This window comes from Flavobacterium sp. KACC 22758, from assembly GCF_028736135.1.
In the GTDB taxonomy this organism is placed as follows: domain Bacteria; phylum Bacteroidota; class Bacteroidia; order Flavobacteriales; family Flavobacteriaceae; genus Flavobacterium; species Flavobacterium johnsoniae.
Genome location: NZ_CP117878.1, coordinates 1,593,774 through 1,619,831, shown reverse-complemented (window position 1 = coordinate 1,619,831; position 26,058 = coordinate 1,593,774). Strand labels below are relative to the sequence as shown.

General features: G+C 33.6%; 26 protein-coding genes and 1 pseudogene. 12 read left to right on the top strand and 15 right to left on the bottom strand.

The window, feature by feature from the left end; all coding sequences use genetic code 11:
- Window positions 1–15 precede the first annotated feature (15 nt).
- From PQ462_RS06930 to PQ462_RS06890, 9 genes are all read left to right on the top strand, one after another.
- Window positions 16–1,089 (top strand): peptidylprolyl isomerase, encoded by a 1,074-nt coding sequence (locus PQ462_RS06930; RefSeq protein WP_274252875.1) that lies wholly within the window; start codon window positions 16–18, stop codon window positions 1,087–1,089.
- A gap of 46 nt (window positions 1,090–1,135) precedes the next feature.
- Window positions 1,136–2,254, top strand: coding sequence for a peptidylprolyl isomerase (locus tag PQ462_RS06925; RefSeq protein ID WP_274252874.1), 1,119 nt, complete (start codon window positions 1,136–1,138; stop codon window positions 2,252–2,254).
- Between the two features lie 201 nt (window positions 2,255–2,455).
- On the top strand, window positions 2,456–3,352 hold the full coding sequence (locus PQ462_RS06920) for an EamA family transporter (protein WP_274252873.1): 897 nt from the start codon (window positions 2,456–2,458) through the stop codon (window positions 3,350–3,352).
- Window positions 3,353–3,439: 87 nt separating this feature from the next.
- Window positions 3,440–3,796 (top strand): DoxX family protein, encoded by a 357-nt coding sequence (locus tag PQ462_RS06915; RefSeq protein WP_274252872.1) that lies wholly within the window; start codon window positions 3,440–3,442, stop codon window positions 3,794–3,796.
- 33 nt (window positions 3,797–3,829) lie between these two features.
- On the top strand, window positions 3,830–4,546 hold the full coding sequence (gene aqpZ / locus PQ462_RS06910) for an aquaporin Z (RefSeq protein WP_274252871.1): 717 nt from the start codon (window positions 3,830–3,832) through the stop codon (window positions 4,544–4,546).
- Between the two features lie 18 nt (window positions 4,547–4,564).
- Window positions 4,565–4,807: a GlsB/YeaQ/YmgE family stress response membrane protein gene (locus tag PQ462_RS06905; RefSeq protein ID WP_274252870.1), complete on the top strand. Its 243-nt coding sequence runs from the start codon at window positions 4,565–4,567 to the stop codon at window positions 4,805–4,807.
- A gap of 120 nt (window positions 4,808–4,927) precedes the next feature.
- Window positions 4,928–5,764 carry a sterol desaturase family protein gene (locus PQ462_RS06900; RefSeq protein ID WP_274252869.1) on the top strand — a complete coding sequence of 279 codons (837 nt, stop codon included), beginning with the start codon at window positions 4,928–4,930 and terminating at the stop codon, window positions 5,762–5,764.
- 113 nt (window positions 5,765–5,877) lie between these two features.
- Window positions 5,878–6,156 (top strand): DUF2805 domain-containing protein, encoded by a 279-nt coding sequence (locus PQ462_RS06895; RefSeq protein WP_012024427.1) that lies wholly within the window; start codon window positions 5,878–5,880, stop codon window positions 6,154–6,156.
- Between the two features lie 100 nt (window positions 6,157–6,256).
- Window positions 6,257–8,110 carry a M61 family metallopeptidase gene (locus tag PQ462_RS06890; RefSeq protein WP_012024426.1) on the top strand — a complete coding sequence of 618 codons (1,854 nt, stop codon included), beginning with the start codon at window positions 6,257–6,259 and terminating at the stop codon, window positions 8,108–8,110.
- Between the two features lie 154 nt (window positions 8,111–8,264).
- Here PQ462_RS06890 and PQ462_RS06885 read toward each other — a convergent pair whose 3' ends face one another.
- Together PQ462_RS06885 and PQ462_RS06880 are read right to left on the bottom strand one after the other, a co-directional pair.
- Window positions 8,265–8,708 carry a hypothetical protein gene (locus tag PQ462_RS06885; RefSeq protein WP_012024425.1) on the bottom strand — a complete coding sequence of 148 codons (444 nt, stop codon included), beginning with the start codon at window positions 8,706–8,708 and terminating at the stop codon, window positions 8,265–8,267.
- A 159-nt stretch (window positions 8,709–8,867) separates the two neighbouring features.
- Window positions 8,868–11,204 (bottom strand): GH92 family glycosyl hydrolase, encoded by a 2,337-nt coding sequence (locus PQ462_RS06880; RefSeq protein ID WP_274252868.1) that lies wholly within the window; start codon window positions 11,202–11,204, stop codon window positions 8,868–8,870.
- A 117-nt stretch (window positions 11,205–11,321) separates the two neighbouring features.
- Between PQ462_RS06880 and PQ462_RS06875 the strand changes: the two genes are divergently transcribed.
- Complete coding sequence (locus tag PQ462_RS06875; RefSeq protein WP_274252867.1) at window positions 11,322–11,945, top strand: M949_RS01915 family surface polysaccharide biosynthesis protein; 624 nt, start codon at window positions 11,322–11,324, stop codon at window positions 11,943–11,945.
- Between the two features lie 254 nt (window positions 11,946–12,199).
- Here the strand turns inward: PQ462_RS06875 and PQ462_RS06870 are convergent, their stop codons facing one another.
- The 12 genes and pseudogenes from PQ462_RS06870 to PQ462_RS06820 all read right to left on the bottom strand — a co-directional run bounded on the left by PQ462_RS06870 (window position 12,200) and on the right by PQ462_RS06820 (window position 22,742).
- Entirely contained in the window at window positions 12,200–12,805 is a 606-nt protein-coding gene (locus tag PQ462_RS06870) for a GNAT family N-acetyltransferase (RefSeq protein ID WP_274252866.1), read from the bottom strand.
- A gap of 32 nt (window positions 12,806–12,837) precedes the next feature.
- Window positions 12,838–13,194, bottom strand: coding sequence for a hypothetical protein (locus tag PQ462_RS06865; RefSeq protein ID WP_274252865.1), 357 nt, complete (start codon window positions 13,192–13,194; stop codon window positions 12,838–12,840).
- 128 nt (window positions 13,195–13,322) lie between these two features.
- Window positions 13,323–14,501: an AIR synthase related protein gene (locus PQ462_RS06860; RefSeq protein WP_274252864.1), complete on the bottom strand. Its 1,179-nt coding sequence runs from the start codon at window positions 14,499–14,501 to the stop codon at window positions 13,323–13,325.
- 153 nt (window positions 14,502–14,654) lie between these two features.
- Complete coding sequence (locus tag PQ462_RS06855; protein ID WP_274252863.1) at window positions 14,655–16,139, bottom strand: carboxypeptidase regulatory-like domain-containing protein; 1,485 nt, start codon at window positions 16,137–16,139, stop codon at window positions 14,655–14,657.
- Between the two features lie 30 nt (window positions 16,140–16,169).
- Window positions 16,170–16,238 carry a hypothetical protein gene (locus tag PQ462_RS24030; protein ID WP_354017283.1) on the bottom strand — a complete coding sequence of 23 codons (69 nt, stop codon included), beginning with the start codon at window positions 16,236–16,238 and terminating at the stop codon, window positions 16,170–16,172.
- A 550-nt stretch (window positions 16,239–16,788) separates the two neighbouring features.
- Window positions 16,789–17,556 (bottom strand): annotated as a pseudogene (locus PQ462_RS24025) (CsgG/HfaB family protein); the annotation flags it as partial.
- A gap of 1 nt (window position 17,557) precedes the next feature.
- Entirely contained in the window at window positions 17,558–17,962 is a 405-nt protein-coding gene (locus tag PQ462_RS06845; protein WP_274252861.1) for a curli production assembly/transport component CsgF, read from the bottom strand.
- 16 nt (window positions 17,963–17,978) lie between these two features.
- Window positions 17,979–18,266 carry a CsgE family curli-type amyloid fiber assembly protein gene (locus PQ462_RS06840; protein ID WP_274253715.1) on the bottom strand — a complete coding sequence of 96 codons (288 nt, stop codon included), beginning with the start codon at window positions 18,264–18,266 and terminating at the stop codon, window positions 17,979–17,981.
- Window positions 18,267–18,301: 35 nt separating this feature from the next.
- On the bottom strand, window positions 18,302–18,712 hold the full coding sequence (locus PQ462_RS06835; RefSeq protein WP_274252860.1) for a hypothetical protein: 411 nt from the start codon (window positions 18,710–18,712) through the stop codon (window positions 18,302–18,304).
- A gap of 8 nt (window positions 18,713–18,720) precedes the next feature.
- Window positions 18,721–19,245: a hypothetical protein gene (locus PQ462_RS06830; protein ID WP_274252859.1), complete on the bottom strand. Its 525-nt coding sequence runs from the start codon at window positions 19,243–19,245 to the stop codon at window positions 18,721–18,723.
- A 66-nt stretch (window positions 19,246–19,311) separates the two neighbouring features.
- A complete protein-coding gene (locus tag PQ462_RS06825; RefSeq protein WP_149208030.1) occupies window positions 19,312–20,157 on the bottom strand; it encodes a hypothetical protein in 846 nt (281 codons plus the stop codon).
- A gap of 395 nt (window positions 20,158–20,552) precedes the next feature.
- Window positions 20,553–22,742 carry a glutamine synthetase III family protein gene (locus PQ462_RS06820; protein ID WP_012024411.1) on the bottom strand — a complete coding sequence of 730 codons (2,190 nt, stop codon included), beginning with the start codon at window positions 22,740–22,742 and terminating at the stop codon, window positions 20,553–20,555.
- A 427-nt stretch (window positions 22,743–23,169) separates the two neighbouring features.
- Between PQ462_RS06820 and PQ462_RS06815 the strand changes: the two genes are divergently transcribed.
- Together PQ462_RS06815 and PQ462_RS06810 are read left to right on the top strand one after the other, a co-directional pair.
- Window positions 23,170–24,186, top strand: coding sequence for a glutamine synthetase beta-grasp domain-containing protein (locus PQ462_RS06815; RefSeq protein WP_012024410.1), 1,017 nt, complete (start codon window positions 23,170–23,172; stop codon window positions 24,184–24,186).
- Between the two features lie 229 nt (window positions 24,187–24,415).
- Complete coding sequence (locus PQ462_RS06810) at window positions 24,416–25,390, top strand: TerC family protein (RefSeq protein WP_121946351.1); 975 nt, start codon at window positions 24,416–24,418, stop codon at window positions 25,388–25,390.
- Window positions 25,391–25,462: 72 nt separating this feature from the next.
- On the opposite strand, the gene PQ462_RS06805 is transcribed toward PQ462_RS06810, so the two are convergent.
- Window positions 25,463–25,990 carry a hypothetical protein gene (locus PQ462_RS06805; protein WP_274252858.1) on the bottom strand — a complete coding sequence of 176 codons (528 nt, stop codon included), beginning with the start codon at window positions 25,988–25,990 and terminating at the stop codon, window positions 25,463–25,465.
- Window positions 25,991–26,058 lie beyond the last annotated feature (68 nt).

Here is a 26,058-nt window from a genome sequence, read left to right as displayed (position 1 = left end):
AAAACGTTTTAAAAAATGAAGAAGATTTTTCTATTGTTATTAGCCGTTAGCTCGTTTTATTCATGCAAGAACGAACACAGTAATCTGCCAGATGGTTTATATGCTGATATCGAAACTAATAAAGGACATATTATTGTTGAATTAGATTATAAAAAAGCCCCAATAACTGTAGCTAATTTTGTAACGTTAGCCGAAGGTAAAAACGAATTTGTTACCAAAGATTATTTAAAAAGCAAACCTTTTTACAACGGATTAAAATTTCACAGAGTTATTGAAAATTTCATGATTCAATCTGGAGATCCGGAAGGAACAGGATCTGGAGATGCTGGATACAAATTTAAAGACGAATTTTCAGATTTAAAATTTGATAAAGCTGGTATTTTAGCCATGGCAAATAATGGTCCTGGAACAAACAGCAGCCAATTTTTTATTACACATGTTGATACTCCATGGTTAGACAACAAACACACTATATTTGGACATGTTGTTGATGAAAAAGGACAAGAAGTTGTAAATAAAGTGGTTCAGGGTGATACAATCGTTTCAGTAAGCATTATCAGAAATGGTGAAGCTGCTAAAAAATTTGATGCTGTAAAAGTATTTCACGACTATTTTGCAGATGCTGCCAAAGAAAAAAGCAAATTTGCAGGGGCTCAAAAAGAAAAAGTAGATTATTATGCTTCAATAAAACCAAAAGCAACAAAAACTTCAAGCGGTTTAGAATATGTTATTACTGAAAAAGGTTCTGGTAAAAAACCAGCAACGGGAGCTCAGGTTTATATTCATTATGCTGGTTTTCTTGAAGACGGAACTTTATTTGATTCAAGTATAGAAGATGTTAATAAAACATTTGGAAAATTTGACGCTGCCAGAGCCGAAGCAAAAGGTTATCAGCCAATTCCATTTCAGGCAGGACGCAAAGACGGTTTAATTCCTGGATTTATTGAGGGTATCGAAAAACTTTCTTTTGGAGACAAAGCAGTTCTTTTTATTCCATCTCATTTAGCTTATGGAGCAACTGGTGCAGGAGGAGTTATCCCGCCAAATGCAAATATTATTTTTGAAGTTCAATTATTAGAGAAACCATAATTACTACATAACTAGTAATTATTTATAGACTTAAATTCTAGATACGATGAAATTTAAATTTCTATTTTTATTTTGTCTGGCTGTACTAAACATTCAGGCACAAGCTAAAAAAACGGCAGCAAAAGCAGCTCCTGCAAAAACTGTTGCAGCAACAGATCCAAACGATGGTATTTTTGCTACAATCTCTACAACAAAAGGAGATATTGTTTTATCATTAGAATATGTAAAAGCTCCGGTAACAGTTGCAAACTTTATTACTTTGGCAGAAGGAACAAATCCTAATGTTAAGACATCACTTAAAGGAAAACCATTTTATAACGGGTTAAAATTTCACAGAGTTATTAATGATTTCATGATTCAGGGAGGTGATCCAGACGGAAATGGTTCCGGAGGTCCAGGATTTTCTTTTAAAGATGAATTTGTAGACGATTTAAAATTCGAAAAAGGCGGTGTTTTAGCCATGGCTAATTCTGGTCCTGCAACAAACGGAAGCCAATTTTTTATTACACATAAAGATACTCCGTGGTTAAATGGAAAACATACCATTTTTGGACATGTAGTTTCTGGAATGGACAATGTAAATAAAATTGTTCAGGATGATGTTATGACAAAAATTGTTATTACACGCAAAGGTGCAGCAGCAAAGAAATTTGATGCTTTAAAAGTTTTAAGCGACGATGTAAAAAAAGAAGCTGCTAAAAAAGAGGAAGCTAAAAAAGTAGTAGCCGCAAAAGCAGCTTACTTTGCAGCAACAAAAGCTAAAGCAACTACAACACCATCAAACTTAAAATATGTAATTACTAAAAAAGGAACTGGCGTAAAAGGTGCAGAAGGTTCTACAATCTATTTCCATTATGCTGGGTATTTTGAAGACGGAACTCTTTTTGACAGCAGTATGGCCGAAGTTGCAAAAGCTTACGGAAAATACGATCCAAACAGAGATGCACAAGGAGGATATAAAGCTTTTCCTTTTACAGTTGGTAAAAAAGACGGTATGATTCCGGGATTTATTGAAGCTCTGGATATGATGACAGACGGAGAAAAAGCAATTTTCTTCCTGCCTTCTAATTTAGCTTATGGAGAAAAAGGTGCCGGGGGTGTAATTCCGCCAAATGCAACTTTGATTTTCGAAATCGAAACTTATCAAAATCAACCGGTAAAATAATCCTTTTACTTAAAATATATAAAAAGCCGTCAATTAAAAGTTGACGGCTTTTTTATTTCCTATTCTGCTAAATCATCAAAGTAAAACCAAATATGACACTTTAAGCAGGCACAATGATAACGTTTGCGTATATTTTCTATTAATTCCTAAATAAAATAGCTTACCTTTGCCGGCTTGAATTTTTTAAAACAAACAATCAAAATGTCAAAAAATAACGTATTAAAAGGAGTAATTTTAGTCGCTTTAGGAGCTACAACTTACGGAATGTTAGCTACTTTCGTAAAAATGGCTTATACAGAAGGATATACTACAGCAGAGGTAACAACATCTCAATTTGTACTTGGAATTATCGGCGTTTTGATTATTAATATCTTTCAAAAATTAAAAAATAAAGATAAAGTAGTAAAAGCTACTCCAAAAAATATTTTCAGTTTAATGCTTGCCGGAACATCGTTAGGAATGACGAGTTTGTTTTATTATCTGGCAGTAAAATTTATTCCGGTTTCTATTGGAATCGTTTTATTAATGCAGACTGTTTGGATGGGAGTTTTACTGGAAATGATTTTAGAAAAAAAATTACCTTCAAAGCAAAAAGTGATTGCAGTTTTTATAGTTCTTTTTGGAACTGTTTTAGCTACAAATATTCTTAAAAATGATATTGTGCTTGACTGGAGAGGAATCGTCTGGGGTGTTTTAGCTGCAGCTTCTTTTACAACAACAATGTTTACTGCCAATCGTGTAGCAACCGAAATTTCACCAGCACAAAGAAGCTTATTTATGCTTTTAGGAGGTTCTATCATTGTATTTACATTTGGATTTATTACTCAGGTTACACCTTTCAATCTGGCAATTTTCTTAAAATGGGGAATTATTTTGTCTTTGTTTGGAACTATAATTCCTCCAATACTTATGAATTTAGGTTTCCCGTTAACCGGAATTGGATTAGGAAGTATTGTTTCGGCTCTGGAACTGCCGGTCTCGGTTATGATGGCATTTGTTCTTTTGAACGAAAAAGTAATTCTTACGCAATGGATTGGAATTATTCTAATCATTCTTGCAATCATTATCATGAATATAAATTTCAAACGCAAAATTTAAGATTTTTTACGCCTTATTAAAAAAAACTGCCTTGTAATGTAATAAGTGTTAATTTTTCCATAATTTAGCCGTAAATAATTAACTATCATGAATTTACCCTGGCATTTATATTTAATGGCGATACTTTATATACTTGCCGGATTCAATCATTTTCGTAATCCCGGAATGTACATCAAAATCATTCCTCCTTTTTTTAAAAGCCCAAAATTAATAAATGCTGTAAGCGGTATTGCCGAAATTGTACTAGGCATCTTACTGATGTTTACCCTTACAACACAATATGCCGCATGGGGAATTATCGCGCTTTTAATCGCGATATTTCCTGCAAATCTTTATATGTTTCAGAATGAAAAAGCGAGTTTTAACTTGCCAAAATGGATTTTATTTGTACGTTTGCCCTTACAATTAGTTTTGATTATTTGGGCATTCCAATATACCCTTTAACAATCAAATCTATTAATCTAAAATTATTTTATCATGAAAAAATTATTTGCTGAGTTCTTCGGAACTTATTGGCTGGTTTTTGGAGGATGCGGAAGTGCAGTCTTTGCTGCCGGATATCCTACTCTGGGAATTGGGTTTGCTGGTGTTGCCTTGGCATTTGGTTTAACAGTTTTAACAATGGCTTATGCTGTTGGACACATCTCAGGCGGACATTTTAATCCAGCTGTTTCATTTGGTTTATGGGCTGGCGGACGATTTTCAGCCAAAGATCTTCTTCCCTATATTGCTGCCCAGTGTGTTGGTGCAATAGCAGCGGCAGGAACCTTATATACAATTGCATCTGGAAAAGCAGGGTTTGTTATTGATAATACTAAAGCCGGAGCTTTTGCTTCAAATGGTTTTGGTGCTTTTTCTCCTGATGGATATTCATTTCAGGCCGCTTTTATCGCAGAATTTGTATTGACTTTATTTTTCTTACTGGTAATTTTAGGCGCAACAGATAAGTTTGCAAACGGAAGATTTGCTGGTATAGCAATAGGTCTTGCCTTAACCTTAATTCACCTAATTAGTATCCCTATTACCAATACTTCTGTAAATCCTGCCAGATCATTATCTCAAGCCATATTTGTAGGCGGAACGCCTCTTACCCAAGTTTGGCTGTTTTGGGCAGCTCCAATTTTAGGCGCAATTACAGCCGGATTTATTTACAAATCATTATTACAAAATCATACACAAGATCATACAAACTAAAACAAAATTTGTTATATCATGAGTTTTTTATATTTCTTACTTATTGGAGCAATTTCAGGATGGCTGGCGGGCCAAATTTGGAAAGGTGCAGGTTTCGGACTAATTGGTAATATAATTGTTGGAATAATTGGCGGTATATTTGGAGGATGGCTGGCAGGCAAACTTGGTATTGGCGGCGGTGGGCTTTTATGGCAGATTTTAGTTGCTGTAGGAGGCGCCTGGATATTATTGTTTATTATCAGTTTGATAAAAAAAACATAAAAATACTTCACCAATTATAAAATTTTAAAGAGAAAATCAGATATATTTATATTAGGTTTTCTCTTTTTCTTTAGATAAAATCGAAAAGGAAAACTTCTTTCTAACTCAAATCTAATTGTTATGAACGAAATTATTTCTTACTTCAGCACTATTCCGTCTTCACACCGGAGCTTAATTTTAGTGGGCGGTATTACTATTTTTTGGTTAATTGAAAATACATTTCCGCTGTTTCAAATGCAATACAGAAAATGGCATCATGCCGGAATCAATATTTTCTTTACTATTACCACAATTATAGTAAATTTCATTCTGGCTTTTATTTTAATAAAAACGGCTGGCTGGACAACAGAAAATCATTTTGGAATTCTACAATGGCTTCCTCAAATGCCAATTTGGCTCTATACCATTATAGGTTTGCTTTTATTGGATTTAATAGGTGCTTATTTAGTACATTTAATCGAACATAAAGTAAAGTTTTTATGGCGTTTTCATCTTATACACCATACCGATACCTGGATTGACACCACAACAGCAAATCGGCATCATCCCGGCGAAAGCGTAATACGTTTCGCTTTTACTACACTTGGCGTTTTAATTGTAGGAAGCCCTATGTGGATGGTTTTTCTTTATCAGTCACTTTCTGTGGTTGCCTCACAATTCAATCATGCTAATATTTCCCTGCCACATAAATTAGATGTTTTTCTGAGCTATTTTATTGTTTCTCCTAATATGCACAAAGTACATCATCATTATGTTTTACCTTATACAGACAGTAATTATGGTAATATTTTTTCAGTTTGGGACAGGCTTTTCGGCACATTTACCACTTTACCAAAAGATCAGTTAATTTATGGCGTAGATACGCACATGAAGCGTGAAGAAAACAACGAATTAAAAAATTTACTTCAAATTCCGTTTCAAAAATCCAGATCTGTTAAAAACACTAAAAATCAATAAAAAAAATTATAGTCCATCGAAACAACTAATTATTTTTTTTATTAATATTGATATATAAAATGAAAATCAATCTATTAATCATTAACCCTCTATTTTGAATTAATTTTCACGAGATGAAAAAGAGTAACCGCAAAGAGTTGAATTGGGAACAAACGGAAAAACTTGTTTCGTTAGCCTTAGAAGAAAGAAATCCATTTGAAATTATAAAAAAAGAATTTGGATTGGCAGAAAAAGAAGTTCTTGAAATCATGAAAAAGAAAATGCCTCTTGAAAAATTTGAGATGTGGAAAAAGAAGGCTATTGCAAATAAACCTAAACCAAAACCAATTAAAATTGATGATTTTGACGAAGATTTGGACGGAAAATATTATATAAAAAATAAATTTGACTAAGATTAAAACTCCTGATTTCGGGAGTTTTTTTTATATTTTTAAATTTATTGTAACTTTTAAACAATTTTTAAGTCCAATACACATAACTAAACATAAACAAATGAAAAAAATACTTTACACATTAGCTCTTGCCGTAACGCTTTGGAGCTGTAAAACAGGTAGCACTGCTGGAAAAAGCAATGTGGTAGATGTTAATATTAATTTAACTGATGTAAAAGATGATAAGGTTTTAGTAACGGTAACACCACCAAAAATTAAAACAGATGAAATCGTTTACAGCATTCCAAAAACAGTCCCAGGAACGTATTCTACAGACAACTACGGAAAATATTCTGAAGATTTTAAAGCATTTGATGTTAAAGGAAATCCTTTAACTGTAAAAAGACTTGACGATAATTCATGGTCTATTTCAAATGCAAAAGCGCTGGCAAAAATTACCTATTTAGTTAATGATACTTTTGATACTGAAAAAGGAACCGGATTTGGTAATGATGATGTTTTCTCTCCAGCGGGAACAAATATCAATGCAGGTGTAAATTTCATGGTAAACACACATGGTTTTGTAGGTTATTTTAAAGATAATTTAGAAGTTCCTTACAAAGTTACCATTACACATCCTGAAACACTTTGGGGAGCAACTTCAATGACAGATGAAGATGCAAGCAAAACAAGCGATGTTTTTACAACACCTCGTTATGCGGTATTGGTAGAAAATCCAATTATGTATTCTAAACCAGATTATACAACGTTTAACGTTAACGGAATGGATATTTTAATTGCGGTTTATTCTCCAACTGGAAAATTTACTGCAGAAAGCATCACTCCGGAAATGAAAACAATGATGACGGCTCAGAAAAACTTTTTAGGAAAAGTAAATTCTACTAAAAAATACACCGTTTTACTGTACTTATCAAGCATGGCAAAAGACGATGCACATGGTTTTGGAGCTTTAGAACACCCAACAGCAACTACAGTAGTACTTCCTGAGACTATGCCAAAAGAAAAACTGGTAGAATCTATGAAAGATGTGGTTTCTCACGAATTCTTTCATATTGTAACTCCATTAACCATTCACTCAAAAGAAATTCAGTATTTTGATTATAACGCACCAAAAATGTCAGAACATTTATGGATGTATGAAGGTGTAACAGAATATTTTGCCAACCTTTTCCAAATTAATCAGGGATTAATTGATGAAGCTGAGTTCTACTCTCGTATTGCTGATAAAATTGAGCAGGCAAAAACTTTAGACGATACTATGTCATTTACTGTAATGAGTAAAAATGTATTAGAGCAGCCGTATAAAGATCAATACTTAAATGTATATCAAAAAGGTGCTTTAATAGGTATGTGTATTGATATTATCATTAGAGAAAAAAGCAATGGAGAAAGAGGAATTCTTGATTTAATGCACAAACTTTCTGAAGAATATGGCGTTAACAAACCATTTAATGATGATGAGCTTTTTGCTAAAATAACGTCTTTAACTTATCCTGAAGTGGGCGAATTCCTAAACAAATATGTAGCAGGAACTACACCAATTCCTTACGATTTTTATCTGGCTAAAGCAGGAGTAACAAAATCAAAAGAAAAAAAGGCAGGTCCAATTTTCTTAAAAGGTCAAACTCCATACATCACAATTGATAAACAAACAAAAGAAATTGCTGTTCGTTCTGATATTGAACCAAGTGCATTCTTTAAAAATCTTAACTTAAAAGGAGGCGATAAAATTTTAGCAGTAAACAATAAAGCATATTCTTTAGAAAACATTTATGATCTTATTACTGAAAGTGAAAACTGGAAAGAAAATGATCCTATTACTTTAAAAGTAAAACGCGGCGGTAAAGAAGAAACCATAAAAGGAACCGTTAAACTTCCGTTTGAAGAAACTGAAACTTTTAAAGCAACTGATGCTTCAAAAGACAAAATTAAAAATGCATGGTTAAAAGGATAATCTTTTTTAACCCATAAAAAAACCGACAAGTGATTGTCGGTTTTTTTTATGCTGGAACTTTGTTAAGGTTGTCAGGCTGAGCGAAGTCGAAGCCTTCGCAAGTTAAATCGCATTGGGTTGGGCTTCGACTTGGCTCAGCCTGACAAAAAATAGTTTATTTCTTCACAGGGAATTTCCAGTCAAATTCATCTTTATTGTTGATGATTGCTCCTATTTCAAATTTTACAACCTCATCAAATTCTGTTTGAAGAATAAACCAGTTGTCTTCATTGAAATAGTTTTCGAAAGTATCAAAAGTTTCCTGATTGTATTTTGTGATTCCTTTTGCAGCAAAATCTTTTTTAACATCGGCAATTTTTCTTCCAATTAATTTAAATCCGAAAACTTCCAGATCATTGCTCGAAGCCACAAGATAGCCTAATTTCAAATCTTCTTCTTCATAAAATGTCAATCTGATTTTATGTGCATTGTATACAAAAATCACATTGTCATCTTCATCTTTATAGTTTTTATCAGGTTTTCCTAAAACAGCTGTAACATCGTTCTGCTTCATTCCGAAAAGCAGTTTATCAATTCCTGATTTTAAATTTATTTTCATATTTGATTATCTTTATTGAAGTGCAAATTTCGGGAAGTTTTTTTGTTGTTCCGCCGCGAATTGCACAAATTTTCTCAAATTTTACTATTGCACTGTCTGACTGAACCTGACAAACTTAGACCTGACAGGTTTTTAAAACCTGTCAGGTCTAGAACGAAGTTAATTTGAGTATTGTTTCTTATTGGGTTTTGAACTCATATAAAACGTAATTTTCCCGCCATTCATAACATCGGCATGTTTTAAAAATGGTTTTTCCAATTGTTTTCCGTTCAGCAGAACTTTACTCAAAAATACATTTTTATCAGATTGATTTACAGTTTCCACTTCAAAAGTTTTTCCGTTTTCTAAATTCATAACGGCATTTTTCAGCAACGGACTTCCCAGTGCATATTCATCAGAACCTGGAGCAACTGGATAAAATCCTAAACTGCTAAAAATATACCAAGCACTCATTTGTCCGAAATCGTCATTTCCGCCTAAACCGTCAGCGCCATTTCGATACATTTTTTTCAAAATCATTCTTATTTTATCTTGCGCTTTCCAAGGCGAATCTGTCCAGTTGTATAAATAAACAACATGATGCGAAGGTTCGTTTCCATGAACATAATTTCCAATAATTCCTTCTCTTGTAATATCTTCTGTATTTTCGAAATACTTATCTGGTAAATGCATATTGAAAAGTGAATCTAAACGAATTTTAAATTTCTCATTTCCTCCCATCATTTTAATCATATCAGCCGGATCCTGCGGTACATACAAACTGTAATTCCATGAGTTTCCTTCAATAAATCCCTGTCCGTGTGTATCAAGCGGATCAAATTCTTTTTTAAAAGTCCCGTCATTTAATTTAGGACGCATAAATCCGGTTTTCTCATCGTAAACGTTTTTATAATTTTTAGATCTTTCGATAAATTCGTTATAAACGTCTGTTTTGCCCAATTTCTTTGCTGCCTGTGCAATTGCCCAGTCGTCATAAGCATATTCTAAGGTTTTAGAAACAGATGAACCATTTTTATCTTCAGGAACATATCCTTTTTTCATATAATATTCTAATCCGTCATAATAAGGTACTTTTGCAGTATTAACACAAGCCTGAAGTGCTTTTTCGGCATCAAAACTAACATTACCTTTTACGATTGCATCTGCCACAACCGAAACCGAATGATACCCAATCATACACCAGTTTTCGTTAGCATAATGTGACCAAATTGGCAGCATTTTATGTACGCTTTGATCAGAATGTGCCAGCATTGAACTTACCATATCGGCATTTCGTTTAGGCTGTACAATATTGAAAAATGGATGTAATGCTCTATAAGTATCCCAAAGTGAATAACTGGTATAATTGGTAAAGCTTTCAGCTTTATGAACATTCATATCCAAACCTTTATAATTTCGGTCTAAATCCATGTATTCTGTCGGACCGAGAAAAGCATGATACATTGCGGTATAAAAGTTTACCAAATCTTCTTTTTGAATGGTTTCAACCTGAATTTTATTCAATTCTTTGTTCCATACTTCCTGACTTTGTTTTTTAACTTGTTCAAAATCCCAGTTTGGAGTTTCTTTTTTCATGTTTTCTAAAGCTCCTGCAGAACTTACAGGCGATAAAGCCATTTTAATTTTAATTTTTTCACCTTCATTGGTATCAAAATCAAAAAACAGTTTCAGGTTTTGTCCTGCCATTTCAGGGAAATTTTTTGTTTGATCAAATCTTCCCCAAAAACCTCTGTAAACGCTTTTTTCCTGCGCGGCCTGTCCGTAGCTTTTTATTGGTTTGCTAAATGCCATAGCAAAATAAACCGTTCTGGTTCTTGCCCAGCCGTTTGTTTGGCGATAGCCTGTAATCAGAGTATCGTTTTCTACACGCACAAAAGTCCAAACATTCTTTTTATCGTAGTTGTAAATTCCTGAAGTTAAATCTAAAATGATATGTGCTTCATTAGATTTTGGAAAAGTATATTGATGCATTCCAACTCTGGTTGTGGCAGTAAGTTCTGCTTTAATATTATGATCTTCCAGAAGAACGCTGTAATAAGCCGGTTCTGCTTTTTCTGTAGAATGAGAAAATGCTGATCTATAACCAGACAACGGTTTTGATGCCACACCCGGATTCAATTGCAGTTTTCCTGTGGTTGGCATAATTAGAAAATCTCCTAAATCGGAATGTCCAGTTCCGCTAAAATGAGTGTGGCTGAATCCAACAATAGTTTTATCTTCATATTGATATCCGGCGCAGTATTTATAAACTTCCCCGTTGTATTTTCCGTTTAAACTGTAAGCAATGGTATCGGTTTCCGGACTTAACTGCACACTGCCAAACGGAACTGTTGCACCAGGATAAGTATGTCCCATTTTTGCCGTTCCAATCATTGGATCAACATATTGAATTAAATTTTTATTTTCTGTCTTTTTTTGCGCGTTACAGTTTACTGAAAAGGAAAATAGTAAAACTCCAATTATAAAACGAAAATTAGATTGCAGCAGAATATTCATGTGGTTTTATTAAGTTTTTTAAGTCTAGAAAATTACAATAAAATTAGTCCTTTTAAAAATTTAAATTTTAAACTAATTTACATTTGAATATCTTTGATTGTTCTAATAAATGCCCAAATGAAAAAAATAACGCTGTTTTTGTTTCTCTTATACTCTGTATTTACTTTTTCTCAAAAAACTGAAAGTTATAAACTGTCAAAAGAGCAAATCACTCAAAGAGAACTTAATGAGATTGCCGATTTTCCTATTTATCGAGCTTTTGAATACAGCGATAAAGGCGGCGTTACGAATTTGATTTTAACCGAAAATCAAAAAAATATTTCGAAAAAAGATACTTTGAATACTAAAATTCAGGCGATTTGTGTCATGAATGATCATGGTGGTTTTTTAGAAAAATGGAGAATAAATGATCTGCTTGAAGATTATGAACCTAAAGAAACTAATATCTGGTTTTGGACAAAATACTGCAGCACTAAAGATATTGACGGCGATGGTTATATTGATCCGGTAATTGTTTACGGAACAAAAACGGAATATGGAGAAATTAGGAGAGTAAAAATTATTACAATTTACAATAACAAAAAATATGTTATTCGTGCTGTAGAATGTGATTTGGACTATTGCAGAAGTTTTAAAAAAGATGCAAATTGGAGCTCTTTACCGCAAAAGATTAAATTAAATATCGATCAATTACTGATCAAATTAAGAAAAGAACAAAATTTGTTATTGAAAGACGGATAAGAATTAATTGTTAATTGTTAATTGTTAATGGTTAATGGTTATTGTTAATGGTTATGGTTAATGGTTAATGGTTAATTGTTAATGGTGAATTATGAATTCCAATTGAAGAATTCCGTAGGAATAGTAAATATTGCAGCAACTCCCGATAGCTATCGGGATTAATCCGTTCAAAAAAATCGATGTTTCACATTACGGAGTTCCGTAGGAACGGTTCATATTGTAGCCTTGTAAAATGGGTCGAACCTATGGTTCTGTTAAAGCTTATTTTTTAAATTTTCTTTTACTTCGTTGAACCATTCGTTCTTTAGAATGCTTAAAACAATAGAATCACGACGGACATCGCCGTTTGCGGTTGGCATGTGGCTTCTTAAAACGCCTTCTACTTTACAGCCAATGCTTTTCATTGCGGCAATGCTTCGTTCGTTATTATTATCGGCGCGGAATTCTACTCGTTCCATTCCAAGGGTTTCGAAAGCAAATTGTAGTAATAGATATTTGCAGTGTTTGTTTAGTCCGGTTCCTCTAAACGCAGATCCGTACCAGGTATATCCTAACTGTAAAGTTTTGAATTCAAGGTTGATATCGTAAAATCGTGTTGAACCAGCGTATTTTTGGGATTTTTTATCGAAAACTATAAACGGAAATTCTTTTTGGTTTTCTCTTGCCTTAACTGCCAATTGAATATAATGGATCAAATTTTCTTTTCCGTCAGCACCCACTAAGGAATATTTCCAGGTTTCTGGTTCGTTGATCGAAATTTCTAAAAGATTTTCAACATCTGATTCCTGAATTGGACGTAATAAAACAAAATCGTCTTCTAAAATTACGTTATCTGAAAAACTGAAATTTGATTTTGACATGGCTTATATTTTTTGAAAATCTTTAAGAAAACTTATTCACTCATTTCATCATAACGTTCCGGAACCTGCGGATCGTAAAGCGGACATTTAAATTCTTCCATGATATCTACTAATTTATTCATGGTTTTACCTTCTGTTCCGTAGCAGTCAATTTTTATACTCTGCGGTGTTGTAATAACTTGAAATGCGCCTTTTCCTTTTGGATTTTTCCAGCTGTTATCGTCAACTCTTTCCCAATCTGAAAAGACAGAATTAATTCTGTTTACGATTACTTCAATTTGAAGTACTGCAAGACCTTCAACTTCTTGTTTTTCTACAAGCGCTTCATAAACTTCCTGATTGTTCAGGTAAATTTCGTCCAGATATTTCCAGAAAAGTAATTCGTACATAATATAATGTGTTAAAAAAACATAGAGATGCACAATTATGCATCTCTAAATTTAATAATTATTTTAAAAGTTTCAAAGTCTTTGCAACTCTAAACCTTTGAACCTTTGAACCTTTGTAACTTTAAAAATTAATATTCGAATGTTCCGTATTCGCTGGTAATCGTTAGTTTTTTAGAATCTGAAGCTTCTACTCTACCTACTATTTGTGCATCAACATTGAATGATTTTGAAATTTCGATAATATCCTGTGCGATATTTTCCGGAACGTAAAGCTCCATTCTGTGACCGCAGTTAAAAACCTGATACATTTCTTTCCAATCTGTTTTTGATTGTTCCTGAATTAACTTGAACAATGGCGGCACCGGAAATAAATTGTCTTTTATAACGTGTAAGTCTTTTACGAAATGTAAAATTTTAGTCTGCGCACCACCGCTGCAATGCACCATTCCATGAATCTCACTTGGTGTGTATTTGTCTAAAATTTTCTTGATAATTGGTGCGTAAGTTCTTGTTGGTGAAAGTACCAGCTGACCTGCGTTTATTGGACTGTTTTCAACTTCATCTGTCAAGTTTACTTGTCCTGAATAAATTAATTCTTCCGGAACAGCAGCATCGTAACTTTCAGGGTATTTTTTTGCTAAATATTTGCCAAAAACATCATGACGGGCAGAAGTTAATCCGTTACTACCCATTCCTCCGTTATATCCTTTTTCATAAGAAGCCTGACCAAAAGAAGCCAAACCAACAATTACATCTCCAGCCTGAATATTAGCATTGTCTACAACATCTGCACGTTTCATACGAGCGGTAACAGTTGAATCTACAATAATGGTACGAACAACATCTCCAACGTCAGCAGTTTCTCCTCCTGTTGAATGAATCGTTACACCAAATGATTTTAATTCGTTTATTAATTCCTCTGTTCCGTTAATTATTGCTGAGATAACTTCAGCAGGAATTAAGTTTTTATTTCTTCCAATAGTTGAAGAAAGCAAGATATTATCTGTTGCGCCAACACATAATAAATCGTCAATATTCATGATTAAGGCATCCTGAGCAATTCCTTTCCAAACCGAAAGATCTCCGGTTTCTTTCCAGTACATATAAGCTAAAGATGATTTTGTACCCGCTCCGTCAGCATGCATAATTAAGCAGTGCTCATTGTCCTGAGTTAAATAATCTGGAACAATTTTACAGAATGCCTGCGGAAATAAACCTTTGTCAATATTTTTTATAGCGTTATGTACGTCTTCTTTTGATGCCGAAACACCTCTTTGTGCATATCTTTTGCTAGAATCTGAACTCATGAAAATTAGTTTGTGTTGATGTGCTGCAAAGATAATCCCTTTTTTTAAATTCTTCGATTGATTCGTCTGTATGATTCATAAAAAAATCGGCAGATTTTGAATACTGCCGATTTTCTCCGATTAAATTATGTTGGTTATTATGGAATTTTCTCTTTATTCCCAGTCTGGCATTGAAGTTCCGGAGAATAATACAACTCTGGAATTTGCAACTCCTATACTGGTTTTTAGAATATTTTTTGCCGAAATACCATCATTTGATGTATTGGTAAAAATTAATTCTGATTCGTTTGGAGCATATCGTACATCGAGATCGTTGGTCCCCGAAATTTTCTCGGTTACAATTTGATAAGACGATGATGTTACAAAACTATATTCAAAAATTCTGGTATCCAGCTGGCGGTAAGTCGAATTTTCAAAACCGGTTACATCTCTGGTGTAAATTAATTTTAATCCGGTAACAGAGAAATTTAAACCGCCAACTGCGCCTGGTTGTCCGGAAAGTATTGAAGCTGTTATCGTACCCGAAGTATCAATAACATACACCTCTGCATTATAACCATTGGCATCATTTACTTTTAATGCAATTTTAGTTCCGTCGGCACTCCAGTCGCATTCTGATATAAATTTGCCGTTTGGAGTTTGGAATATTTTGGTTAAACCACTTCCATCACTGTTAATTCTGTACAGTTTATCAAAACTCGGATAAATAAATTCACTTCCCGAAGCATTCCACGAATAACCTATATAATCTGAGTTGAAACCTGCAATTGGCACTGAACTGGTTACTTTTTTTATTCCTGTTCCATCAAAATTCATCGTGTAAATATCATTTTGCGAACCGTTTGTGGCAATAAAAGCGATTTTTTGCGCCTGATTATTTCTCCTCGGACGCCAGGAATTTTTATCAGTACTGGTTAACTGGTATTGTTTTCCGGTGTCATCTGCGGCAAAAATTACATTGTTATCACTTATCTTTTTTACAAACAAATAACGTGTTGTTGGAAATTGTAAAGTTGTAAAAGCGCTGATAGTACTTAAAACAGGTGTATTTATACCGTCATTAACCTCAACCTGCCAGTAATATTTTGTTCCGAATAAAAGATCTGTTAAGGTTAGTTTTTTCTCTTTTATATTTTCAAAAATTTTTACATCGCTGTTACTGTCATTTCTAAGCGTTACTTTAAAGGTCAGCACATCATTATTAGGATCTGTCGCAGTCCAGGTTAAATCCAGCGAAACAGCTTGTGCTGTACTGTTATCAATTGGACTGACTAATACCGGAACTGTTGGCGGTTTATTATTTGCCGTCGATTTACTGAGTTCAAAAACAATTTCAGATGTATTATTTGCTGTAATAGTTACGGCTTCAAATTTTGCAACATATCCGTCTTTTTGAGCCTGAAAAGAATATTCGCCCACTTTTACATTTGAAACTGTAAATTTTCCGCTTTCATCTGTAAATACGGTACTTGATGTTGGGCTGGATAATATTTTTACGTTTTCCATCGGCTCAAAAGTATCTGCCGAAACTACTTTTCCGGTAACGGTTCCAAACTCCGACTCTCCTATTTTTTCTTCACTGCACGAAACCAAAAACAATAAAAAAAGTACACTTGCTATTTTGTATAAATACTTCATTATTCCTTTTTTTTAAATTTAAATTTCATTTTATATTTCAGATTTGATCTCCTTACTTGTTCTTCTTTTTACCAAAATAATAAGTAAGTCCAAAACCAAACTTGTAATAATAATCGTCTCTGGTTCCGGCTTTTATATAATCGACATTATCACTAAAGTTGATGTTTTGTTCAGCAAATAATTTTAGTCCAATTTGGTCTGAAACCAAATATTCGAGTCCTGCTCCATACTGCAGTTTTCCGTATGTGTTTTCAAATTTCCGATTCATCGCAAGTCCGCCTCCTCCATATAAATACGGTGTTAATCGGTCTTTTGGAAGTAAAATCCATTCCAGATTAAGATCGTATGTTATATATCCTACATCGAGCAAATTTTTGTTGGCCAGATTTACAACATTTGTAGAAGCACTTATATTAAAGGAAGGTGTTAAAAAGAATTTTAGTGCACCGCGTCCAAAAGGCCTTAAAAGCGGATCACGATAATCTCCGTCCATTAAAGCAGCTCCTCCTGAAACTTCTATAGCATATTTGCCTCTTCTGTTTTCTAAAACTCTTCCATAAAGTCCTGTTACATCGGCAGTTTTATTTTCTTCATTATAAGCTTTTATCAAATTATCGACCTGCCATTTTGGTGCATCTGCTTCCCAAATATTATTCTGAAGTCCTTCTAAGACTAAAGATTCTACAGCTTTTTCTATGGCTTCGGTAACCGCCATGTGTACGGGCTCATTTGTTGTATAACCTGTTTCAACTTCTAAAAGTCTTTTAAAATTTACATATCGAAACAAACTTTCATCAATTGCCTGCGATAAAATGGTTTTCGAGATATAAACCGATTTTAAAATTTTTCCGTTTGATGTTGAAATCATCCTTAAATAAATGGTAACACGATCCTGACGGTATTTTACAGATGCTCCGGCACCAAAATATCTAGCGCCAAAACCTCCGGTAATAATATTAGAATCGTATGAAACGATACCTCCTTCGAGCAAAACTCCGGCATATAATAATGGGGTTAACTGTGGTTCGTTTGGATTGGCATTTTTTACATATTCCTGTCTTGTGGCACGAATAAGGTTTCGTTCCTGAAGCAGGTTTCCAATGTTTTCGCGTTCAATTGGGATAAACCATTTTGAATCTTCTAAAGCTTTTATTAAAATTGAAGTTGCTCCCTGGGTTACGGCTGTACTAAAACTGCTTCCGTTTTCCTGTGGTTTATATTGTCCTGTTTGGTCACGGAATTTATAAACCCCAACTACAACCTGCTCTTTTGGTTTTGGCAGGTCTTTTAATAAAGATGTCGCAGGAGTGCTTTCTCCCAAAATTGCTTTTTGTACTCCCGTCGGCTGATTGTAATAAGCACCGCAGCCCGCAAAAAGAAATGCGATCAGAATAAATAAGTAGTAATGTAATCTCATGTTATTGATTTGGGATGATTACCTGAGTTTGTTCGCCGGTATTGGTATCTAAAATATTAAGTGTGAGTCCATCTGCTGATGGATAAACGTCGACAGAATAACTTCCGAAGGTATAAGAACCTTCTTTAATACCGTCAGTGCCAAATTGCTGTTTATAAAGCGTACTCGAAATCTGACTTAGGAGCTGCGAATTTAAATTGGCTTTAAACCGTTCTAAATCTGTTTGTTCTTTTGTTTCGGCTGTTTTATCCTTTTGCTTATTTTGAGCCTCGGCACTGCTCAAAAGCCATTGATAATTAAAAGTGTCTCCGCCAAATGCAGGATTTACAGGTTTATAAACTAAGGCCTGCGCATTTATAAATGGAGAAATAAGCAGGAATACTGCGAGGATGGTTATAAATTTCATGTCGTTAATAATAAAATTAATACTGAGTGAAATATTTGCGCTCTTTTTCTTTTTCTTTCAAATAAGTGAAGGTTGCATTTACAGATTCTTCTGCAACAGCGTCTAAGAATTCGTCGTCTGGTCTGGCCAGAAACTCGTATATAACTTCGTTGTCTATAGAAACGGTTATAGCGGTGTTTCTCGCAAAACTATATTCTTCACCTATTGTGACTATTTTATCAGCGTTGATTCCAATATCATTGTACTTGTAATAATACCTGTCATAAAAATCTTTTCCCATTTTGGTTTTGGTATCATCTGTAATAATTCCCCGTAAAACAAATCCGTCAGCAGGAAGAATTATTGGATCTTCTTTTTTTTTTCTTCACCCAAAACCACGCGGTCTTTCGCAATTATCTGCTTGTTTTCGTCATAAAACAAAAGCAGTACAATTACTTCATCATCTTCAAGAAGATTGATTTGAGAGGTTGACAGTTTTTGTATTTCATTTGGCTGCAGGGTAAATATTCCAACCTGGTCATTATTTGACTGATTATTACTTTTATTATTATTTTTTATAACAGACAACCTGTATGCCGCACTTCTCATAACATCGGTGAGATTCTCGGCTGTACCAGTAATTTTTACATTTCCTTCAATATTTTCTACTTCAATTTTAGCTTTTATTTTATCCTGCGGCACTTGTCCGAAGAAAGTCATAGTAGTATAAAAAAGGATTAAGGTTATAGTATGTCTGTTTAAAAAACGCATGTTTCAATTTATTTATTAATAAGAATTATTGAAGCTCCATTTCCTGTTTGTGTAATTTTCATGTTTTTTGAAAGGGAATTGGTTCCAATATTTTGAATGTTTTGATTATCGCCTTTTTGAATCATTTCCATATTTACATTATAATTTGTGTTTAATGTAAAATCAGAAATTGTATTATTGTTTCCTTTTTGAACCACATTTTGTGTAATCGTTTTGGCTTTTTTATCCAAAAGCAATTCGTTTACATTCCCTTTTTGGTCAACAGAAACTTTGGTTTCATTTGATTGTAAATTGGCTTTTACTTTGTTTAAATCTCCAATCTGCTGAATTTGAACCCCAGGCTGGATTTTTGAATTTAGCTCATTTTGTTCCTTTTTATCTAAAACCGAAACTACGCTCATTGCGGTTTCTTTTGAATTAAAAAGTGAGGAACTGTAATGGCTGAATTGTGAATTGTCTTCTTTATTATTCTGGCCGTAAAAGGCAGGACAATAAAGAATTAATAATAGTATAGAGAGAATGAAAGTTTTCATCTTGATACATTTAAAATTAAAAAATGTGATAGTCGTTCTACGACTATCACATTTACATTTTAACCCTTAGTTGCTTTGAGTAACAGTGATCACGTTCATGTTTCCTTTAGAGAAAGCAATACTGCTGTGTGCTGCACCAGTTTGAGTTACAGTTGCTGTATTTTTGTTTCCAATCTGTAATGTGTTTTCAGTTAACTTAGTACCGTTTTGTACAGATGTAGCTTGGTTTTCATCACCATATTGATAGTGGTTTGAAACATTTTTGTTTGCTGCAGTAGTACCGCTAGGAGAAGTTTGTGTCTGCCATGATTTATTAGAAACACCACCTTGACTGGCATAAGCTACGTTATTATCTCCTTTTTGAGTTTGAGTAGCCTCATTTTTGCTGTGAGGACCAACCGGAACAGCTACACCATTAACATGTCCAATTTGAGCAGCTGTAAAAGGAGCTCCCGTTGGTTTTTCGTTACCAGTAGTACCTTGATCTACAGTTGCAGTGTTGTTGTTACCAGTTTGTGTCTGCCAGGCTTTGTCAAATCCACCAGTTGAGCTTGGTGCATTAACAATTTGATCTTGCCAGATTGTAGCAGAGTTGCTGTTTCCTTTTTGAGTTTGATAAGCTTGGTTGTCATGGTTGCTTTGAGAAATAAATGCTCCATTGCTGTTACCGTCTTGTTTTACATCAGCTTTATTGCTTACTGCATTGTAAGTTGCCGGTTGAATTCCCTGATAAACTTCTGATTTGTTTGAATCTCCTAACTGGTCAATTTTAGAATCATTTGTTTGTCCGTTTTGATTCACAATACCGGTGTCAGAATTTCCGATCTGGTTCACTGATGAAGTGTTACCTTGAGCGATTGCCGCTACTCCCACAAACAGCATCGCTGAGATGCTTAAAATTACTTTTTTCATAATAAATATATTTAATTGGTTATTAATACAACTTATTATGCAGGTTTTGATTTGGGGGAAAGTCTGGGGGCTTTACATCTTCATTTGAAAACAAAAATTGAATCTTTATTTCCTTTTCTCTTGACCAAAATTAGAAAACTTATTGATAAACAATTCATGTAGAATTAGCTATTTTCCAATTACTTAACTTCTTTTCGATGAAATGTAAAACTATCTCGATGAACTACTAAAACGATGAAAAATTTAAGTAGGAAATTACTTTATTATTACAATTTATTTACATTTAAGGGTTAACATTTATTAAAATGAGTATCAATTAGACCAATTTTTCATTTTATCATAAAAAAAACCTGTCTTTATCGAGACAGGTTTTTAACATTTCTAAGTACATAAACTTATTTCGTGAACAGTAATTCTCTATATTTTGTTAGTGTCCAGCTTTCGTCATCAACTAATAATTCTAATTTATCGCAGTGATTACGAATTTCATCAAAATAAGGTTTTACTTTATTGCAATATGCTTCGGCCATTTTTTGAGCATCAGTCAATTGGTTTGCTTTTTTTCTTTCATTAGTCATTGCCAATACTTTAGAATTGATTCCTTCAATATGACCTGAAATTTCTTTTATTAAAGTAATCTGCTCTTTTGCAATGGTTTCAAATTCTTTTCCAAAGATTTCTTTTAAACCTTTTACATTTTCAATTAAAGTATTCTGATAACGAATTGCTGTTGGAATTACATGATTTCTGGCAATATCTCCTAGAACTCTTCCTTCAATCTGGATTTTCTTTGTGTATTCTTCCAATTCAATTTCGTAGCGGGCTTCGGCTTCAACGTGGTTAAAAATTCCAAGTTCAGCAAATAACTCCAAAGCTTGTTTTGAAACTTTAGCCTTAATAGCTTCCGGAGTAGTTTTAAAGTTGCTTAAACCTCTTTTTGCTGCTTCTTTTTCCCAAGCTTCGCTGTAACCGTCTCCTTCAAAAAGGATTTTTTTAGATTGTTTGATGTATTCTCTTAAAACATTAAAAATAGCATCGTCCTTTTTCATGTCTTTCGACTCGATTAGGTTCTCTACTTCATTTTTAAAGTCTATTAATTGTTTTGCTACAATCGCATTTAAAGTGGTCATTGCGTTTGAACAGTTTGAATTTGAACCTACAGCTCTAAACTCAAATTTATTTCCTGTAAAAGCAAAAGGCGAAGTTCTGTTACGATCTGTATTGTCTAATAATACGTCTGGAATTTTCCCAACAACGTTTAATTTAAGATCTGTTTTTTCTTCTGGAGAAAGTTTTCCTGTTGTTACACTTTCTAATTCAGATAAAACCTTAGTCAATTGAGCTCCAATAAACACAGACATAATTGCCGGCGGTGCTTCGTTTGCTCCTAACCTGTGGTCGTTGCTTGCCGTTGCGATAGAAGCTCTTAATAAAGTTTCGTTGTCGTTTACGGCTTTTATAGTATTTATAAAGAAAGTCAAAAACTGTAAATTGCTCATTGGCGTTTTGCTCGGACTCAATAAATTAACTCCTGTATCTGTTGCCAATGACCAGTTATTGTGTTTTCCAGAACCGTTTACTCCTTTAAATGGTTTTTCGTGAAATAATACTTTAAAATCGTGACGTTCTGCTACTCTCTGCATTACATCCATTAATAAAGAGTTATGATCTACAGCAAGATTGGTTTCTTCAAAAATTGGTGCTAACTCAAACTGATTTGGCGCAACCTCATTATGACGCGTTTTTACCGGAATTCCCAATAACATACATTCCTGCTCTAAATCTCTCATATAAGTAAGCGCGCGGGTTGGGATAGATCCAAAATAGTGATCGTCTAACTGCTGTCCTTTTGCAGAAGTATGACCTAATAAAGTTCTTCCTGTCATCATTAAGTCAGGGCGAGAATTTGCCAAAGCTTTGTCAATCAAGAAATATTCCTGCTCCCATCCTAAAGTTGCCGTTACTTTTTTTACGTTTTTGTCAAAATATTTACAAACTTCTGTAGCAGCTTCGTCAATTGCAGATAATGCTCTTAATAAAGGTATTTTATTATCTAAAGCTTCACCTGTATAAGCAATGAATACAGTTGGAATACATAAAGTTGTACCATATATAAAAGCAGGCGAAGTTGGATCCCAGGCTGTATAACCTCTTGCTTCAAATGTATTTCTAATTCCACCATTTGGGAAACTAGATGCATCTGGTTCCTGCTGTACTAATTGTGCACCGCCAAATTTTTCTACAGACTCATTGCCGTCATAAGACGTTTCAAAAAAAGCATCATGTTTTTCTGCTGTTGTTCCTGTAAGCGGCTGAAACCAGTGTGTATAATGTGTAACACCTTTTGATAATGCCCATTCTTTCATTCCCATGGCGATATAATCTGCCAGTTTTCGTTCTATCTTCGTTCCATGTTGAATGGCATCTCTTACTCCTTTTAAAGCATCAGAAGTTAAATACTGCTTCATTGCTTTTTCATTAAACACATTTGAACCAAAAAGATTAGATTTTCTATCAATTTCTTCAAAATGCACCGGCTTTCTGGTAGAAGCTTCTTTTAGCGCTTGGAAACGTAATGTTGACATGTCTATAATTTTAAAAATTCGTAATAATTTTCATTGAAAAATGATCGACAAATATAAACAATAAATAACCCTGTTTTAAACTTAAATTCGAGATTTTTATACGAGGATTTTTCAACAGATGAAGCTTTTTTTAAAGAATAATAAAGATGATGTAAAGAAATATAACAAAAAACCTCAATATTATTCATTAAATAAACATTTTTTCATAATTTCTTAACCCTAAAATTCAAAAACAACACCATATTTTTACGAATTTATTTTTTTATAGTGTTAAAAATTACTTTTTTTAAAATATACCCCTATCAAAATTGCGCTTCTCAAAAAAATAGTACTTCGTAAAACAAAATAGCCCCCTAATTTTTAGGACTAAAAAAATAAATCTATATTTGACCCAGCGAAAAAACAAAAAAAATAAATTTATATTATTATGGCTAAAATTAAGTTAGAGTACATTTGGTTAGACGGATATGAACCAACTCAAAATCTTAGAAGTAAAACTAAAGTTGAAGAGCACGAAAATTTCAAAGGAACATTAGAAGAACTTGGAAATTGGTCATTTGACGGTTCGTCAACAAAACAAGCTGAAGGTGGATCTTCTGACTGTTTATTAGTTCCAGTTGCAATCTATCCAGATCCAACTCGTATTAACGGATGGTTAGTAATGTCTGAAGTTATGTATGCTGATGGAACTCCGCACCCATCTAACGGAAGAGCCACAATTGATGATGATAATGATGATTTTTGGTTTGGTTTCGAACAAGAGTATTTCATCATGGATACTAAAACACAGCTTCCACTTGGTTTCCCAGTTGGAGGATACCCTGCTCCACAAGGGATGTACTACTGTTCAGTAGGTGGAAAAAACACTCACGGTAGAAAATTAGTTGAAGAACACGCTGATTTATGTATCGCTGCAGGAATCAACTTTGAAGGAATCAACCAAGAGGTTGCCTGCGGACAATGGGAATTCCAATTATTCGCTAAAGGAGCTAAAAAAGCAGGAGACGAAATCTGGGTTGCTCGTTACTTATTAGACCGTTTAACTGAGAAATATGGTTACTATATTGAATATCACCCAAAACCTCTCGGAGATACAGACTGGAATGGTTCTGGAATGCACGCTAACTTCTCTAACGAAGTATTAAGAACATGTGGAGACCAAGCTACTTACGAAAGAATTTGTGAAGCTTTCCGTCCTGTTACTGCTGAGCACATCGCAGTTTACGGAGCTTACAATGACCAACGTTTAACTGGTAAACACGAAACTGCTTCTATCCACGATTTCTCTTATGGAGTTTCAGACAGAGGATGTTCTATCAGAATTCCTTTAATGACTGTTCAAAAAGGATGGAAAGGATGGTTGGAAGACAGAAGACCAGCTTCAAACGGAGACCCTTACAAAATTGCTGCAAGAATTATCAAAACTGTTAAATCAGCTCTATAATTCAAAGCTTACAATATATTCTAAAAATGCCGGCATTACTGCTGGCATTTTTTATGCATTAAACTCTGCGGGTTTTAAAAACATTTTGAATTTTACATACACAAAAACCTCATAACTCTATAATAATTAACATTTTACAAATAACAAATATTCCTTAATTTTAGGACTAAATTTAATTTTTAAGTTAAACATCAAAACTTATCTTTGTAAATCATTTAAAAAAATCAACATGATAGTCTGGACTCTCTTTTTGCTAGCCGTAGTTTTTATTCTTGCTTTAGATTTAGGTGTATTTAACAAAACACCGCATATTATAAGCACCAAAGAAGCCAGCAAATGGACCTTAATTTGGGTTACTTTATCCTTTCTTTTTTCAGGAGTAATTTATTGGCTTTACACCACAGATTATATTGAAAATCCTGACGCTTTAAAACCTGCAGTAGCTTCAATGAAGTTTATTACCGGTTATTTAATCGAGTTATCCTTAAGTGTCGATAACATTTTTGTAATTGCCATTATTTTTGCATCGTTTAAAATTCCGCAAAAGTACCAGCACCGTGTTTTATTCTGGGGAATTCTGGGCGCAATTGTATTCCGCGGATTAATGATTTTCTTCGGAGTAATGCTTATTAATAAGTTTGCGTGGACTACTTATATCTTTGGAATCTTCTTAATATTTACAGCCGTAAAAATGTTATTTTCCGGCGAAGAAGAAGACTTTCACCCAAAAGACTCTTTTGTTTACAAAGCTTTAGGAAAAATTATTCCTATTACATCAGAAATGGATGGTGAGAAATTTTTCATTTTAACCGAAAAAGGAAAAAAAGCCGCTACCCCGCTTTTCGTAGCTTTGATTGTAATTGAGGTAATGGACGTTTTATTTGCTGTAGACAGCGTTCCTGCAATTCTTGCTATTACTAAAGATCCGTTTTTAGTATTCAGTTCTAATATTTTTGCTATTCTTGGATTGCGTTCTATGTATTTTTTCCTGGCAAATATGCTGGCAAAATTCAGTTATTTAGAATACAGTTTAGTTGCTATTTTAGCTTTTGTTGGTTTAAAAATGCTTTTACACGATTGGATACACGTTCCAGAATGGGCATCTTTAGGATTTATTGCACTTTCACTTTTAGTAGGAATCCTGGTTTCGCTTAAATTCGGAAAAGAAAAAGTATTAACTGATTCTGATTTAGATCAGCATTAATAGTTCTAATATATTAGGTATAAAAAAAAGGAAATCTTACGATTTCCTTTTTTTTTATAATCAAAATGATAATTACAATTTAATATCTTGAATTTGACTCTCTTTTAAATTAGCTGCCGACATCACTTCTGAAAAGTTATTTGTATTTATTGTTTTAGCTAAATTAGAAGGAATAATAACAACTCTAAAAGTTTGATTTTGAATATATTCAGGCTTGCTAAGCAAATTATAAGTTCCTCGAGCAGTAATAATAAAATCAATTTTACTGAAATCATAATCATAATCTAACTCATTGCCATCACTAAGATAAATTGTTCTAGGCAACAATTGCCAAACCGGAGTATTAGAATTAATAACACCTGTCAATCTATAAATTAAAACAGTTTCGTCGTCATATAAATTACCTCCAACTTCAAATTGAAAAGTACTTTTTAAATTATACTCATTATCTGCAACTCTACCTAAATTTACATTTTTAATTTCAAATGCCTCAGGCGATAAAGAATTATCTCCCGGAGGTCCCGGAGGCCCTTCCGGCCCTTCACAGCTTGTAAATGCAATTAACCCAACAACTGCGAATAGTGTAAGTATCTTTTTCATAATATTATCTTTTTTAAGGTTTGTACTATAAAGGTATTCCAAAAATCAAACCAAAAAAAATCTTAAGG